This is a genomic window from Pseudomonas sp. 91RF (genome assembly GCF_003576265.1).
Lineage (GTDB): Bacteria > Pseudomonadota > Gammaproteobacteria > Pseudomonadales > Pseudomonadaceae > Aquipseudomonas > Aquipseudomonas kribbensis.
Window position 1 is genome coordinate 158,783 of sequence record NZ_QWFC01000013.1, and the last position, 15,390, is coordinate 174,172.

Here is a 15,390-nt window from a genome sequence, read left to right on the forward strand (position 1 = left end):
CCTGGGCCAGCGTGCTGGGGCAACTGTCGGGGCGTGAAAACGTGGTGTTCGGCACCGTGATGCTCGGCCGCTTGCACGGTGGTGAAGGTGCCGAGCGGGCGCTGGGCGTGTTCATCAACACGCTGCCGCTGCGCATCGATCTGGACGGGCAAACGGTGAAAGAAGCCGTGTTGGCGACCCATCAGCGCTTGAACCGATTGCTGCATCACGAACACGCGCCACTGGCGCTGGTACAACGTTGCAGCGCCATGGCGCCGGGGGTGCCGCTGTTCAATGCCTTGTTCAATTACCGTCACAGTGGTGGCGGGGGCACGCCGTCCGACGAAGTCGTGGCGGCATGGCAGGGCATGCAGTTGCTCGATGCCGAAGAACACAGCAACTACCGCCTGAGCCTGAGCGTCGATGACCTGGGCGAAGACTTCAGCCTGACCGCGTTGACCATGGCCGGGATCGACGCCGGTCGGATCTGCGACTACATGGATCTTGCGGTCGAGAGCCTGTTGCAGGCGCTGGAGCGGACGCCGCAACTGGGCATCGATCAGTTGTCGATTTTGCCGCGGGATGAGCGGCGGCAATTGCTGGTCGAGTTCAACGCCACACAGCGGGATTACCCGGCGACGTTGACGGTTCATCGTCTGTTCGAGCTGCAGGTGACGAAGCATCCGCAAGCCGTGGCGGTGGTGCATGGCCGCGCGGCGTTGACTTATGAAGAGTTGAATCAACGGGCCAATCGCCTGGCCCATTACTTGATCGGACAGGGCGTGCAACCGGGCGACCACGTGGCGATCCTGTTGCCGCGCTCGCTGGATCTGTTGATCGCACAACTGGCCATCGGCAAATGTGCGGCGGCCTATGTGCCGCTGGACATCAATGCGCCGGCCGAGCGTCAGGCGTTCTTGGTCGAGGATTGCGGGGCGAAAGCGCTGTTGACCTTGAGCACCGAGTCAGTCGGCTACAGCGTGCGTCGGATCGACCTCGATGCGCTGAAAGTCGACGCGCAACCGACGCACAACCCGGACCTGCCACAGTCTTCTGAATCCGTGGCCTACATCATGTACACCTCCGGTTCCACCGGCACACCGAAGGGTGTGATGGTGCCGCACCGGGCGATTGGCCGGTTGGTGATCAACAACGGCTATGCGGATTTCAACCCGCAGGATCGCGTGGCATTCGCTTCCAATCCGGCGTTCGACGCCAGCACCATGGACGTCTGGGGCCCGCTACTCAACGGTGGGCGAGTGGTGGTGATCGATCACGCGACCTTGCTTGATCCGCAAGCCTTCGGACGTGAACTGGCCAACACCGGTGCCACGATCCTGTTCGTCACCACCGCGCTGTTCAACCAGTACGTGCAACTGATTCCCGAGGCCCTCAAAGGCCTGCGCATGGTGCTGTGCGGCGGTGAACGCGCTGACCCGGCCGCTTTCCGCCGCTTGTTGGCCGAGGCGCCAGACCTGCGCATCGTCCACTGCTATGGCCCGACCGAGACCACCACCTACGCGACTACTTTTGAAGTGCGCGAAGTGGCGGACGATGCCGACAGCGTGCCGATTGGCGGCCCGATCTCCAACACCCAGGTCTATGTGCTCGACGCCCGTCAGCAACCGGTGCCGATGGGCGTGACCGGCGAGCTGTACATCGGCGGCCAGGGCGTGGCGCTGGGCTATCTGAATCGCCCGGACCTGACCGCCGAAAAATTCCTGCAAGACCCGTTCGGTGATCAACCGGGCGCGTTGCTTTACCGCACCGGCGACCTCGCACGCTGGCTGGCACCGGGACAACTGGAATGCATCGGTCGCAACGACGATCAGGTGAAGATCCGTGGTTTCCGCATCGAACTGGGGGAAATCGAAAACCGCCTGCTGAACTGCGAAGGGGTCAGGGAAGCCATCGTGCTGGCCCGTCAGGACGGCCAGGAACCGCTGCGCCTCGTGGCCTATTTCACGGCCGAGGAGGGTGTCGACAGCGCCAGCCTGCGCAGCCAATTGCACGCACGCCTGCCGGAATACATGGTGCCCTCGGCCTGGGTGCAACTCGACGCCTTGCCGCTGAACAACAACGGCAAGGTGGACCGCAAAGCCTTGCCGATCCCGGCGCAGGACGCGCTGCTCAGTCGTGCCTATGAGACTCCGGCCAATCCGCTGGAGGAAACCCTCGCTCAGTTGTGGGCCGAGGTGTTGCAGGTCGAACAGGTCGGTCGTCACGACAACTTCTTCGAACTCGGCGGCCACTCGCTATTGGCTATTCGTCTGGTCAACCTGATGCAACAGAACGGCCTGGAAGTGACGTTGGCCGAGCTGTTCCAGCACGCCAGCATCGAGTCGCTCGGCACGTTGCTCAGCCAGCGCACCGGCGCAGAGCAACAGGATGACGAACTGGTCGTGGTGCGGTCCGGTGGTGCAGGCACGCCGCTGTTCCTGATACATGAGTTCAGCGGGATGGACGCGTACTTCCCGGCGCTGGGCCTGCACATCGAGGGCGATTTCCCGATCTACGGCCTGCCGGGCATCCCGTTCGGCCAGGCACCGCTGCGCACCATGGAATGCCTGGCGGCGCGCATGGTGGAGATCATCCGTTCGGTGCAGCCGCTGGGGCCGTATCGTCTGGCCGGCTGGTCGTTCGGCGGGGTGCTGGCCTATGAAGTGGCGATGCAGTTGCTCGGTATGGATGAGACGGTGGCGTTCGTTGGCCTGATCGACAGTTTCGTGCCGCGCCTGACCGATCAGGGCAAGGCGCGCTGGAGCGACGAGCATGCGCACAAGCGCCAGTTGCTGCAGCACTGCACGATGTACCGGGCCTCTCTTGGCGACGCGGGGCAAGCCGCCCTGGCGCATCTGGCGCTGTTGCAGACCGAACTGGAACAGATCGACTTCCAGCCGCTGTTGCAACGCTGCCGGGACGAGCAATTGCTGCATCCGGAGATGGCCGCCGCTGCACCGCAAGACCTTTGGCATTACCTCGACCGCGAGGTCGCCCATGGGCATGCGCTGGCGCATTACCGGATCAATCCATTGGGCTTGCCGCTTTACCTGTTCCGGGCTCAGGAACATCCGACGGAGCTGTCTCGTCGTCATCCGACCCTGGGCTGGTCGGATGAAGTGCCGGCCACGCTGTTGCACTGCATCGACGTGCCGGGCGATCACCAGAGCATGATGCAGGCGCCGCATGTGCAGGTGCTTGGTCAGGCGCTCGGTCAGGCAGTTCAGGCCTCGGCAGTGATCGAATCCCGGGCGTATCAGCCGCTGTTGACGATCCAGACCGGTCACGCCGGGCATGCGCCGATTTTCTGTGTGCCGGGGGCCGGTGACAGTGTCACCGGGTTCATCCATCTGACCGAGGCGCTGGGGCCGGAGTGGCCGATTTACGGCCTGCAACCCCGGGGCCTCGACGGCGCGACCGTGCCCCACAGCCGGGTCGAAAGTGCGGCCACGTTCTACCTGCGGGCACTTGAGCAGTTGTATCCGCAAGGGCCGGTGCATCTGATCGGGCATTCGTTCGGTGGCTGGGTGGCCTACGCCATGGCGGCGCAGTTGCAGGCGGCGGGGCGCGAGGTGGCGTCCCTGACCCTGATCGACAGCGAATCGCCGGGTGGCAACAGCGTCGTGGGCAAACCGTACACCACGACGGCGGCGTTGTTGCGGCTGATCGAGTCGCTGCAACTGTCCAGCGGCAAGTCTTTGGGCATCGATGCGCTGGCCTTCGCTGAAGCCGATGACGCCACGCAAATGCATCTGCTGCATGACGGCATGGTGCATGCCGGTGTGCTGTCCGAACGCTCGTCAGCTGACGCGATGCAGGGCCCGGTGCGTACCTTCGCCACGGCACTGCGCACGGTCTATCAGCCGGCGCTGGCCTACACCGGACCGGTGCGTCTGGCACTGGTGGACGACCCGACGCTGGACGCAACGGGCAACCAGCGCGAACAGGCCGCGATGCTCGAAGGCTGGCAGCGCGAGGCCAGGGATCTGGCGGTGTGGTACGGCCCCGGCAACCACTTCACGATCCTCAAGGCGCCCAACGTCTTCAGTCTCGCGGCGTGGTGGCATGACGGGCTGACGGTGGCGGCGGGTCAAGTGTTGTCCTGATTGAAGTTTTTATCCTGGAACCCGGCCGCTGGCCGGGCTCAACCCTGAACGGAATTGTGGTCATTTATGGAACAGTCGAAGTTGCGCAAAGTCGGTCTGGGAATCGCGTTGACGCTGGTGGCCGGGTTGGTGTTCTACACGGTGCAGGCACCGGCCGAAGCACCGCAGTACCTGACCGCCACGGTTGAACGCGGTGACATTGAAAACGCGGTGCTGGCCACCGGATTGCTGGAAGGTATCAAGCAGGTGGACGTCGGTGCCCAGGTCTCGGGGCAGTTAAAGTCGCTGAAGGTCAAGGTCGGCGACAAGGTCAAGAAAGGCCAGTGGCTGGCGGAAATCGACCCGCTGGTGTTGCAGAACACGCTGCGTCAGGCGCAGGTCGACGAGGAAAACCTGCAAGCCCAGCGCCGGGCGACTCAGGCTCAATTGCGCCAGACCAAGGCAATCTACGAGCGCTATCAGAATCTGCAGGAAGACGCGTCGATCTCGCGGCAGGATTTCGAAACTGCGCAATCCAACTACGAGGTGCAACAGGCCAATCTGTTGTCGCTGGATGCGCAGATCAAGAGCGCGCATATCCAGATCGACACGGCCAAGGTCAATCTGGCTTACACGCGGATCGTCGCCCCCATCGACGGCGACGTGGTGGGCATCGTCACCCAGGAAGGCCAGACCGTGATCGCCAACCAACTGGCGCCGATCCTGTTGAAGCTGGCGGACCTGGACACCATGACCGTCAAGGCTCAGGTGTCGGAGGCCGATGTCATTCACATCGCGCCGGGGCAGGAGGTGTATTTCACCATTCTGGGGGAGGACAAACGTTATTACGGCAAGCTGCGCGGCACCGAGCCGGCGCCGCAGAACTTCCTCGAAACCCCGCCCGCCGGCACGCCGAAACAGAACACGGCGGTGTTCTACAACGCGCTGTTCGAAGTGCCGAACCCGGATCATCGCCTGCGTATTTCCATGACGGCGCAGGTGCGCGTGGTGCTCGACACGGCCAAATCGGTGCTGACGATTCCGGTGGCGGCACTCGGTCCGCGCAACAACGATGGCAGCTTCCCGGTGCGGGTGCTGGACGCCAAGGGTCAGGCGCAGTCGCGCAATGTGCAGACCGGGATCAACAACAACGTCAAGGTGCAGGTCAACGACGGTCTGGCCGAAGGCGACCGGGTGGTGATCGGTGATCCGGTGGCGAAAGTGGCAGGGGCATGAGCATGACCGAACCTCTGCTGCAACTGAGCGGCATCAGCCGCAGTTTCACCGCGGGCGACCGTGAATTTCTGGCGCTGAAGAATATCGACCTGACGATCCATGCCGGGGAAATGGTAGCGATCATCGGCGCTTCGGGCTCCGGCAAATCGACCCTGATGAACATCCTCGGCTGTCTCGACTACGCCACGGCCGGCAGCTACAAGATCAACGGCCGGGAAACCCGGGATCTGGACAATCAGGCGCTGGCCGAACTGCGTCGCGACTATTTCGGCTTCATCTTCCAGCGCTATCACTTGCTGCCGCACCTGAGCGCGATGCATAACGTCGAGATGCCGGCGATCTACGCCGGCACACCGGAGCCGCAGCGCCACGCCCGGGCCCGTGAGCTGTTGGCACGGCTGGGGCTGGAAGGGCACCTGACGCATCGCCCCAGCCAGCTGTCGGGCGGTCAGCAGCAGCGAGTGAGTATCGCCCGGGCCTTGATGAACGGCGGTGAAGTGATCCTCGCCGACGAGCCCACCGGCGCCCTCGACACCACCAGCGGCAAGGAGGTGATGCGGATTCTGCTGGAGCTGCACGCCGCCGGGCACACGGTGATTCTGGTGACTCACGACCCCAAGGTCGCCGCCAACGCCGAGCGCATCATCGAAGTCAGCGACGGCGAAATCCTCAGCGACCGCCGCAACGAGCGCGACACCACGGCACTGACCAACGAAGACGCCGTGTCGCGTAAATCCGGTGCGGCACGACGTCTGGTGGCCAGCTTCGGCTTGTTCAAGGAAGCGTTCAACATGGCCTGGGTCGCACTGATCTCCCATCGCATGCGCACCTTGCTGACCATGCTCGGGATCGTTATCGGTATCACCTCGGTGGTATCGATCTCGGCCATCGGCGAAGGGGCCAAGCGCTACGTACTCAAGGACATTCAGGCCATCGGCAGCAACACCATCGATATTTATTCCGGCACCAGTTTCGGCGACAGTCGCTCGGCGGCCATTGAAACCTTGGTGCCGGCGGATGTGACGGCACTCAATCAGCTCTACTACGTCGACAGCGCCACGCCGGTGGTCGGGCGCAATCTGTTGCTGCGCTATCGCAATATCGACCTCGATGCGCAGGTCAACGGCGTCAGCGATCTGTATTTCCAGGTGCGCGGAATCAAGATGGAGTCAGGCATCCCGTTCAGTGAAAGCGATGCCCGGCGTCAGGCACAGGTGGTGGTGATCGATCACAACACTCGCCATCGGTTGTTCGGCGAGGGCGTCGATCCATTGGGACAGGTGATCCTGATCGGCAATCTGCCGTGCACCGTGATCGGTGTGGCGGCGGAGAACAAGAACATCTTCTCGTCGAGCAAGTCGCTCAACGTGTGGGTGCCTTATGAAACCGCAGCCGGGCGGCTGTTGGGCCAGCGTTATCTGGACAGCATCAGTGTGCGGATCAAGGACGGTCAGCCGAGCAAAGTGGTGGAAGACAACGTCAACAAACTGATGCTGCAGCGCCACGGCACCAAGGACTTCTTCACCAACAACCTCGACAGCGTGATGCAGACCGTGCAGAAAACCAGCCGCTCACTGGCGCTGTTGCTGTCGCTGATCGCCGTGATTTCGCTGGTGGTGGGCGGTATCGGCGTGATGAACATCATGCTGGTGTCGGTCACCGAGCGTACCCGTGAGATCGGCATCCGCATGGCGGTCGGGGCGCGGCAGTCGGACATCCGCCAGCAGTTTCTGGTGGAGGCGGTGATGGTCTGCCTGCTCGGTGGCGCCATCGGCATTTCCCTGTCCTACGCCATCGGCCACCTGTTCTCGCTGTTCATCAAGGAATGGGAAATGGTGTTTTCGCTCACCTCGGTACTGACTGCCGTGATTTGCTCGACCCTGATCGGTATCGTGTTCGGCTTCGTGCCGGCACGCAATGCGTCACGGCTCGATCCGATCGAGGCGCTGGCCCGGGATTGAAGCGGGCAAGAAAAAACCGCCGTCCTTTGCAGGAGGGCGGTTTCATCAGAGGCGTGTGAGCCTTCAGGCCGCGTTCGAAGGGCCGCAGGCTGCCGGGCAGTCCTTCGGCGAATACATCCAGCGCATCAGCGAGTGACGTCCGCTGATGCCCAGTTTGATGGCTGCGCGTTTGAGGTAGCTTTCCACGGTATTGACCTTCAGTTGCAACTGTTCGGCCAGTTCAGGCGCGGTGCGCCCGGCCAGCAGACCGACACACACTTCCATTTCGCGGTTCGACAGGCTCAGCCCCAGTTGCTCCACTCGTTCGCAAAAGCGCAGGCGCAGGGTTTCCAGGCCCAGCAGGGTGGAATCCGATTGCTCCTGAGATTGCCCCTGGGCATCAGTGTTCGCCGGTTGCAGGGCGTTGATGTGTTTTTCCACCATCGGCAGCAGCACTGGGGAAATGTCCTGCAACAAACTGCGCTCGTGAGCGGAGAAGCGTTTTGCCGGGCCGCAACGGTAGACCGAGATCACATAGCGGTAACCGTCCTTGCGTCGGGTCAGGTGCAATTGCGAGGCGTCGGTGACCGTCGAGGGCTCGGGGGCGGGCAAATCATTGGCACTCGGCAGGGTGCTCAGTTCGGAATACACCGTTTCAGCCGGCAGTGGCGCTTCCTTGATGCATTCGGGTTCGCCGCGCGGTTGCGCGCGTCCGACCGGTTCCACGCGCATCTGCCGGATATGCGTGGCGTCCACCGCCAGTTGGGTCAGGATCAGGTCATGCAGCATCCGTGGGAAATGTCGGCTGCCAGTGCTGGCGATGACCTTGCCAATGTGAGGAAACAGCTGTGAGTTCATGTCGTTCATCCATGAGTTGCAGTGTGGTACTCGTGTTCCTGAACCACCGGAAAACAGCTCCATGCCCGGCGACAGCGAATCAGGAAATTGGATCCTATCCTAGTACAACGTTTCAGCGACGGTTTAATGAAGGTGCTATTAGCTCATAACTGACGGTGAGGAGGATGTCGGGATGACAGCTGTCAGAGAAATGCCTTACAGCTGAACAGGAATAATTTTATAAAAAATCCTACAAATGACAGTTTTAAAGAGCAAAAAAAGCCCGTTTCAGCCGAAGCCAAAACGGGCTTTTTCCCGCATCGACAACCGTTACCTCAGGTTGTCAAAGTGGTCTCGCAGGAACTCGTAAAAGCGAAACGCTTGAAACGATCTCCATACGAGGCTCAGCGTACGCAGCAAAAGCTTCATACGTTTTGGCCTCCAGGTCGGGGGCCAATCCTCCAGCGCACTTACCGGATCATGTGTGCCTTCGGACATAAACGTCAGTTCTGTCCATGAGGCGGCCGGTTGTGATCCCTCCGAGCCATCATTCCGGCACGGGTGCAAAACCGTGTCGAAGGGCATGAAACCGTTATGGTTCCAGCCAAACCTTATGGACATACTGGCGAATGAGCGCTGGCATATTAACCTGTCTTGTGGCGGGATTTTGAGGATCATGGATAAAGGTTTTATATGTTTTGTAATTCGTTATTTCTGTCAGCATGTTTTTGGGTGGTTCACGTCCGTCAGCATCTTCCTTGTCTTCGTGTAGCACGCAAAATAACGTTGCAACGAAGACCAAAGATTAATAGTATTCCGGCACGTCAGTTCTGTCCGTGAGACAAAACAGGCCCCAGCCGCAAACTGAGGCCTACCGAAAAACCGCCCCGCAAAGGCGGTTTTTTTTCGCCCGTCGTTTGACCACCGCCAGCAATCCTACGCGTAGCTCACCAAGGGCAGCGTGGCATCCACCAACTCGATCCAGTGCCTGACCGGCGTGCGTCCCGCGCCGTCGAGGTGGGCCTGGCAGCCGATATTGGCGGTAGCGATGACATCCGGATGACCGCTTTCCAGTGCATTGAGCTTCTGGTCGCGCAGTTGCCGGGCCAGTGCGGGCTGGGTTATCGAATAAGTGCCCGCCGAGCCGCAGCACAGATGGGCGTCCGGCACGGTCGTGAGGTTGAAGCCCAGCCGGGTCAGCACCGACTCCACCGCACCTCCGAGTTTCTGTGCGTGTTGCAAGGTGCAGGGGCAGTGGAAAGCCAGGCGTTGATCGGCATGAATGCCAAGGGATTCGAGCGGTTCCTCGCGCAGCACTTCCACCAGGTCTTTCGCCAGCGCACTGACGGTTTTCGCCTTTTCGGCATACGTCGGGTCGGTGCACAGCAAATGTCCGTAATCCTTGATGAACGCGCCACAACCGCTGGCGGTCTGCACGATCGCTTCGGCGCCTTGCTCGATGGCCGGCCACCAGGCGTCGATGTTCTTGCGGGCCCGCTCAAGTCCTTTGGCCTGGGCATCGAGGTGATAGTCCACGGCGCCGCAGCAGCCGGCATTCTGCGCCGGTGTAATGCCGATCCCCAATCGATCCAGCACCCGTGCCGCCGCCGCGTTGGTGTTGGGCGACAGACCCGGTTGCACGCAGCCTTCAAGCATCAACACCTGGCGGGCATGCCGGGTTACCGGTCGGCGCTCGTTTGCAGAGGTGCTGCGCGGCAGTTTGGTTTGCAGAGTCTCGGGCAACAGCGCGCGGAAGAACCGGCCAGCACCGAGCAGTCCCTTGAACAGAGAGGCATCGGGCGCCACTGCGCGCAAACCTCCGCGCAACAAGCGTTGGCCGATGGGCCGCGGTACGGCGGCATCCACCACGGCGCGGCCGATATCGAGCAGGTTGTGGTAATCCACCCCCGAGGGGCAGGTGGTTTCGCAATTGCGGCAAGACAGGCAACGATCCAGATGCAGTTGGGTCTTGCGGGTGACCTCGTTGCCTTCCAGCACTTGCTTGATCAGGTAGATGCGACCCCGTGGGCCGTCGAGTTCATCGCCGAGCAACTGATAGGTCGGGCAGGTCGCGTTGCAGAAGCCGCAGTGCACGCAGGTGCGCAGGATGCTTTCGGCTTCTTCGGCGCGGGGCAGTTGTCGGGCTTCTTCGCTGAGAGTGGTCTGCATGGCTCAAAGCTCCGCGTACAGGCGACCGGGGTTGAAGATACCCTGAGGATCGAGTTGCTGCTTGAGGCGACGGTGATAGTGCAGGAGGGCAGGTGGCAGCGGATGAAACGGCGCGTCGATCAAACCATGGCTGTAGCAGGTCGCATGCCCGCCAACAGCCGAAACCACCTGGCGAATCAGAGCAGCCTCGGCCCCTGATTTGAGCCAACGCTGGGCGCCGCCCCAGTCGAGCATTTGTACACCGGCCAAGGCCAGCGGCGGGGTGTTGTTCGGCACCGACAGGCGCCACAGGGGCCGGTCCTCATCAAAAAAATCCAGGCGCTGTTCATTCAGATCTGACCAATAGGCGCCATCAAGCAGTTCGCCACCGAGACGATCACGGGCCGCCGCCACCGAGCCTTCGCCACCTTCCAGACGCAAGTGCAGACGCTGCCCATCGTGGCAGGCGGCGCTGATCGGCAACGGTTGTTGGCCCCATTCCGCCAGGCGCTGCAAGGCACGCTCGCTGTCTATTTCCAGACTGATGCTCAGGCATTCGCGGGGTTTGGGCAGGACTTTCAGCGAGACTTCGGTAATCACTCCCAGCGAACCGTAACTGCCGGCCATCAGCCGCGACAGGTCATAACCGGCGACGTTTTTCATGACTTCACCGCCAAAACGCAGGTGCTTGCCATGACCCGTGATGATCCGCGTACCCAGCACGAAATCCCGCACCGACCCCGACCACGGCCGCCGCGGGCCGGACAGTCCGCTGGCGATCATCCCGCCTACCGTCGCATCGTCGGCGAAGGCCGGGGGTTCGCATGGCAGCATCTGTTGTGAAGCATCCAGCACCGCGAGCAGTTCGCTCAGCGGTGTGCCGCAGCGTGCGGTGATCACCAGTTCCGTCGGGTCGTAGCTGACGATGCCGCGATGGGTGCGGGTGTCGAGGACTTCTCCGGCAACGATCCGCCCCAGAAACGCCTTGCTGTTGGCGCCCTGAATCCGCAGGGGCGTGGCGTCCTGTAACGCCTGATTGACTTGATCGAGCAGCGCGGCGCTGTCGTCGACATCCTTTTCTCGGACCATCAAAAACGCTCCAGCTCGGGGAAGGGCAATTGCCCGGCATGAATATGCATGGCGCCGAATTCGGCGCAGCGGTGCAGGGTCGGAATGTTCTTGCCCGGATTGAGCAGGCCGCCGGGGTCGAACGCCGCTTTGACGGCGTGGAACAGGGTCAGCTCATCGCTGTTGAACTGCGCGCACATCTGGTTGATTTTCTCCCGGCCCACGCCGTGCTCGCCGGTGATGCTGCCGCCGACCTTCACGCACAATTCGAGGATTTTGCCTCCCAGGGCTTCGGCGCGTTCCAGCTCGCCGGGTTGATTGGCATCAAACAGAATCAATGGATGCATATTGCCGTCGCCGGCATGGAACACGTTCGCCACCCGCAGGCCATATTCGGCGGACAGCTGTGCAATGGCTTGCAGCACGCCCGGCAGTTCGCGGCGCGGGATGGTGCCGTCCATGCAGTAATAATCCGGCGACAAGCGGCCCACGGCCGGGAAGGCATTCTTGCGACCGGCCCAGAAACGCACGCGCTCGGCTTCGTCCCTGGCCTGACGCACTTCCGTCGCGCCGGCATTCTCCAGCACCTGGCGCACGCGGATGCAGTCTTCGTGAACGTCGGCTTCAACGCCATCGAGCTCACAAAGCAAAATCGCTTCGGCGTCCACCGGGTAGCCGGCGTGGATGAAATCCTCGGCGGCGCGGATGGCCAGGTTGTCCATCATTTCCAGGCCGCCGGGAATGATGCCGGCGGCAATGATGTCGGCCACGGCGCGGCCGGCGTTTTCCACGGAATCGAATGCGGCCAGCAAGACTTTGGCGGTCTGCGGCTTGGGCAGCAGTTTGACCGTGACTTCGGTGATCACGCCCAGCAGGCCTTCGGAGCCGGTGAACAGCGCCAGCAGATCGAAACCGGGAGAATCGAGCGCATCGGAGCCGAGCGTGAGGTGTTCGCCCTCGACCGTCAGGATCTCGACCTTGAGCAGGTTGTGCACGGTCAGGCCGTACTTGAGGCAATGCACGCCGCCGGCGTTTTCCGCAACATTGCCGCCGATGGAGCAGGCGATCTGCGAGGAAGGGGCCGGCGCGTAATACAGGCCGAACGGAGCGACAGCCTGGGATATCGCCAGATTGCGCACGCCGGGCTGAACCCGCGCGGTGCGGGCGGCCGGGTCGATGTGCAGGATATTGTTGAAGCGCGCCATCACCAGCAGCACGCCTTTTTCCAGCGGCAACGCGCCGCCGGACAATCCGGTGCCGGCACCCCGTGCAACCACCGGCACGCTCATCTCATGACAGGTGCGCAAAATGCCCTGCACCTCATCCAGATGCCGGGGCAAAACCACCAGCAGCGGCGTGGTGCGATAGGCGGACAAACCGTCGCATTCGTAGGGTGCGAGATCCTCGCGCTGATGCAGGATTTCCAGTGCCGGCCACTGGCTGCGCAGCGCCTGCAACAGCGCGGTTTTATCGACCTCTGGCAGGGCGCCGTCGATCTGTTCGTCGTAGAGAATGTTCATGCGGGCGCCCCTTGGTTTTTGTTATCGGGTGCGAGCGATCAGTCCAGATCAGCCGCCTCATGTCGCTCCGGCACCTGGCTCGCCTCATCGCCCCAGGTCCGGTTGACGCGTTGCCCACGAATGACCGCAGGCCGTTTCGCGATGTCCTCGGCCCAGCGTTGCACATGGGTGTATTCGTGCGCCGAGATGAATTCCGCCGCGCCGTACACGTTATTGCGCACTAGTTGCCCATACCACGGCCAGACCGCGATATCGGCGATGGTGTAGCGGTCGCCGGCAAGGTAAGGACTCTCGGCAAGACGACGGTCGAGCACATCCAGCTGACGCTTGGCTTCCATGGTGAACCGGTCGATCGGGTATTCGAGTTTCTCCGGCGCATAGGCATAAAAATGCCCGAAGCCGCCGCCCAGATAGGGAGCGGAGCCCATCTGCCAGAACAGCCAGTTCAGGGTTTCGGTGCGGCCGGCGAGGTCAGTGGGCAGGAAGGCGCCAAACTTTTCGGCGAGGTAAAGCAGGATCGAGCCTGATTCGAACACCCGGATCGCCGGCTCCACGCCACGATCCAGCAGTGCAGGGATCTTGGAATTCGGGTTGATCTCGACAAAGCCGCTGGAAAACTGATCGCCCTCACCGATGCGGATCAGCCAGGCATCGTATTCGGCCCCGGTGTGCCCGAGCGCCAGCAACTCCTCCAGCAGGATCGTGACCTTGACGCCGTTGGGCGTGGCCAGTGAATACAGCTGCAACGGATGCTTGCCGACGGGCAGGGTCCTTTCGTGAGTCGGCCCGGCAATCGGGCGGTTGATGTTGGCGAACTGGCCGCCGGACGGAGCGCTGTGTTTCCAGACCTTGGGTGGTACGTAAGGCGTTTTGCTCATGAAACGAACCTCATCGTCAGCTGCTGAATGGGCGTGAGCCGGCGGAAAAAACCGCCGGCTCCTGACGAACAGAACACCACAGAAGGGCGTTTGAATTCCACCCTGTTGTCCCATCAACTCTTTATATCGTTATTCGATTCGCGGGTGCTGCTGCACGAGGTGCTCGCGTTTGGCTTCCAGCTCGGCGATTTCGGCGTCGATGTCTTCGATCTTCTGTTCGATGTTGTCGTGATGCTCCTGCAGCAGCTCCCTGGCTTCCTCGATATCGGACGCTGCAGGGGCCGCGCCGCGCAGCGGTTTGTTGGCGGTTTCTTTCATGGTCACACCGGTGATCAGCCCGATGACGGCGGTCACCATCAGGTAATAGGCCGGCATGTACAGGTTCTGGGTGCTTTCCACCAGCCAGGCGACGACGGTCGGCGTCACACCGGCGATCAGCACCGAGACGTTGAAGGCACTGGCCAGCGCGCTGTAGCGGATGTGGGTCGGGAACATCGCCGGCAGCGTAGAGGCCATGACCCCAATGAAGAAGTTGAGCACCACGGCCAGTATCAGCAGGCCGGAAAAGATCAGGCCGATCTTGCCGCTGTTGATCAGCATGAACGCAGGAATGGCGAGGATGAACAAGCCAATGCTGCCGAAGATGATGAAGGGACGACGGCCGATCTTGTCGCTGATGAAGCCGATGGCAGGCTGCACGAACAGCATGCCGACCATGATCGCGATGATGATCAGCACCCCGCGATTTTCGCTGTAGTGCAAGTTGTGCGAGAGGTAGCTCGGCATGTAGGTGAGCAGCATGTAATAGGTGACGTTGGTCGCCGCTACCACGCCGATGCAGGTCATCAGGCTGCGCCAGTGTTTGGTGGCGACTTCCTTGAACGACACTTTCGGGCCGCCGGCCAGGCCTTCGCGGTCACCTTGTTCAAGCTTTTCAACATGCTGCTGAAACGCGGGGGTTTCTTCGAGCGCATGGCGCAGGTAAAGCCCGATCATGCCCAGCGGCAGGGCCAGGAAGAACGGCAGGCGCCAGCCCCATTCCTGAAACTTTTCTTCGCCGATGATCGCGGAAATCAGCACCACCACACCGGCGCCGAGGACAAAACCGGCGATGGAGCCGAAGTCCAGCCAGCTGCCGAGGAAGCCGCGTTTGCGATCCGGCGCGTACTCAGCGACGAAGATCGAAGCGCCGGTGTACTCGCCCCCGACCGAAAAGCCCTGGGCCATTTTCGCCAGCAGCAGAAGGATCGGCGCCCAGATGCCGATCGAGGCATAGGAGGGGATCAGCCCGATGGCAAAGGTGCTGAGCGACATGATCACGATGGTCGCCGCGAGCACTTTCTGTCGCCCGTACTTGTCACCCAGGGCACCGAAGAACAGACCGCCCAGCGGCCGGATCAGGAACGGCACCGAGAAGGTCGCCAGTGCCGCGATCATTTGTACGCCGGGATCGGCACCGGGGAAAAACACCTTGCCCAGCACATAGGCGACAAAGCCGTAGACGCCGAAGTCGAACCACTCCATCGCGTTGCCCAGCGCGGCGGCGGTAATGGCTTTGCGCATCTTGGCGTCGTCGACAATGGTGATGTCTTTCAGTCCGATCGGGCTGACGCTTTCCTTTGATTCCATGGGATTCACTCTGCATCTGATCTGTCTTTGTGCAAACCGCGAGGCCCGGTGAGGCTTGAGTCAGAGCGGT

At 61.8% G+C, this 15,390-nt stretch carries 9 protein-coding genes (1 of these 9 running past the window's edge); 3 read left to right on the forward strand and 6 right to left on the reverse strand.

The window, feature by feature from the left end:
• The 3 genes from DXT77_RS03245 to DXT77_RS03255 form a co-directional block, all read left to right on the forward strand.
• Positions 1-4,085, forward strand: partial view of a non-ribosomal peptide synthetase gene (locus DXT77_RS03245; RefSeq protein WP_119426607.1) — the final stretch only. Its footprint begins 10,564 nt before the window's first position; the window shows 4,085 of its 14,649 coding nt (coding positions 10,565-14,649); its start codon lies beyond the left edge, outside the window; the stop codon is at positions 4,083-4,085.
• Positions 4,086-4,151: 66 nt separating this feature from the next.
• Positions 4,152-5,300: a macrolide transporter subunit MacA gene (gene macA / locus DXT77_RS03250; RefSeq protein WP_119426608.1), complete on the forward strand. Its 1,149-nt coding sequence runs from the start codon at positions 4,152-4,154 to the stop codon at positions 5,298-5,300.
• 2 nt (positions 5,301-5,302) lie between these two features.
• Complete coding sequence (locus tag DXT77_RS03255; protein WP_119426609.1) at positions 5,303-7,261, forward strand: MacB family efflux pump subunit; 1,959 nt, start codon at positions 5,303-5,305, stop codon at positions 7,259-7,261.
• Between the two features lie 63 nt (positions 7,262-7,324).
• Here the strand turns inward: DXT77_RS03255 and DXT77_RS03260 are convergent, their stop codons facing one another.
• The 6 genes from DXT77_RS03260 to proP form a co-directional block, all read right to left on the reverse strand.
• Positions 7,325-8,098 (reverse strand): helix-turn-helix transcriptional regulator, encoded by a 774-nt coding sequence (locus DXT77_RS03260; RefSeq protein ID WP_119426630.1) that lies wholly within the window; start codon positions 8,096-8,098, stop codon positions 7,325-7,327.
• 915 nt (positions 8,099-9,013) lie between these two features.
• Positions 9,014-10,246 (reverse strand): glycolate oxidase subunit GlcF, encoded by a 1,233-nt coding sequence (gene glcF, locus DXT77_RS03265; RefSeq protein ID WP_119426610.1) that lies wholly within the window; start codon positions 10,244-10,246, stop codon positions 9,014-9,016.
• A 3-nt stretch (positions 10,247-10,249) separates the two neighbouring features.
• The gene (gene glcE, locus DXT77_RS03270) at positions 10,250-11,314 is read right to left on the reverse strand and encodes a glycolate oxidase subunit GlcE (RefSeq protein WP_119426611.1); all 1,065 of its coding nucleotides are present in this window, start codon (positions 11,312-11,314) and stop codon (positions 10,250-10,252) included.
• On the reverse strand, positions 11,314-12,813 hold the full coding sequence (gene glcD / locus DXT77_RS03275; RefSeq protein WP_119426612.1) for a glycolate oxidase subunit GlcD: 1,500 nt from the start codon (positions 12,811-12,813) through the stop codon (positions 11,314-11,316). The genes glcE and glcD overlap by 1 nt, the downstream gene beginning before the upstream one ends.
• Before the next feature lie 38 nt (positions 12,814-12,851).
• Entirely contained in the window at positions 12,852-13,691 is an 840-nt protein-coding gene (yghU, locus tag DXT77_RS03280; RefSeq protein WP_119426613.1) for a glutathione-dependent disulfide-bond oxidoreductase, read from the reverse strand.
• 129 nt (positions 13,692-13,820) lie between these two features.
• Positions 13,821-15,320, reverse strand: coding sequence for a glycine betaine/L-proline transporter ProP (gene proP / locus DXT77_RS03285; protein WP_085708563.1), 1,500 nt, complete (start codon positions 15,318-15,320; stop codon positions 13,821-13,823).
• Positions 15,321-15,390 lie beyond the last annotated feature (70 nt).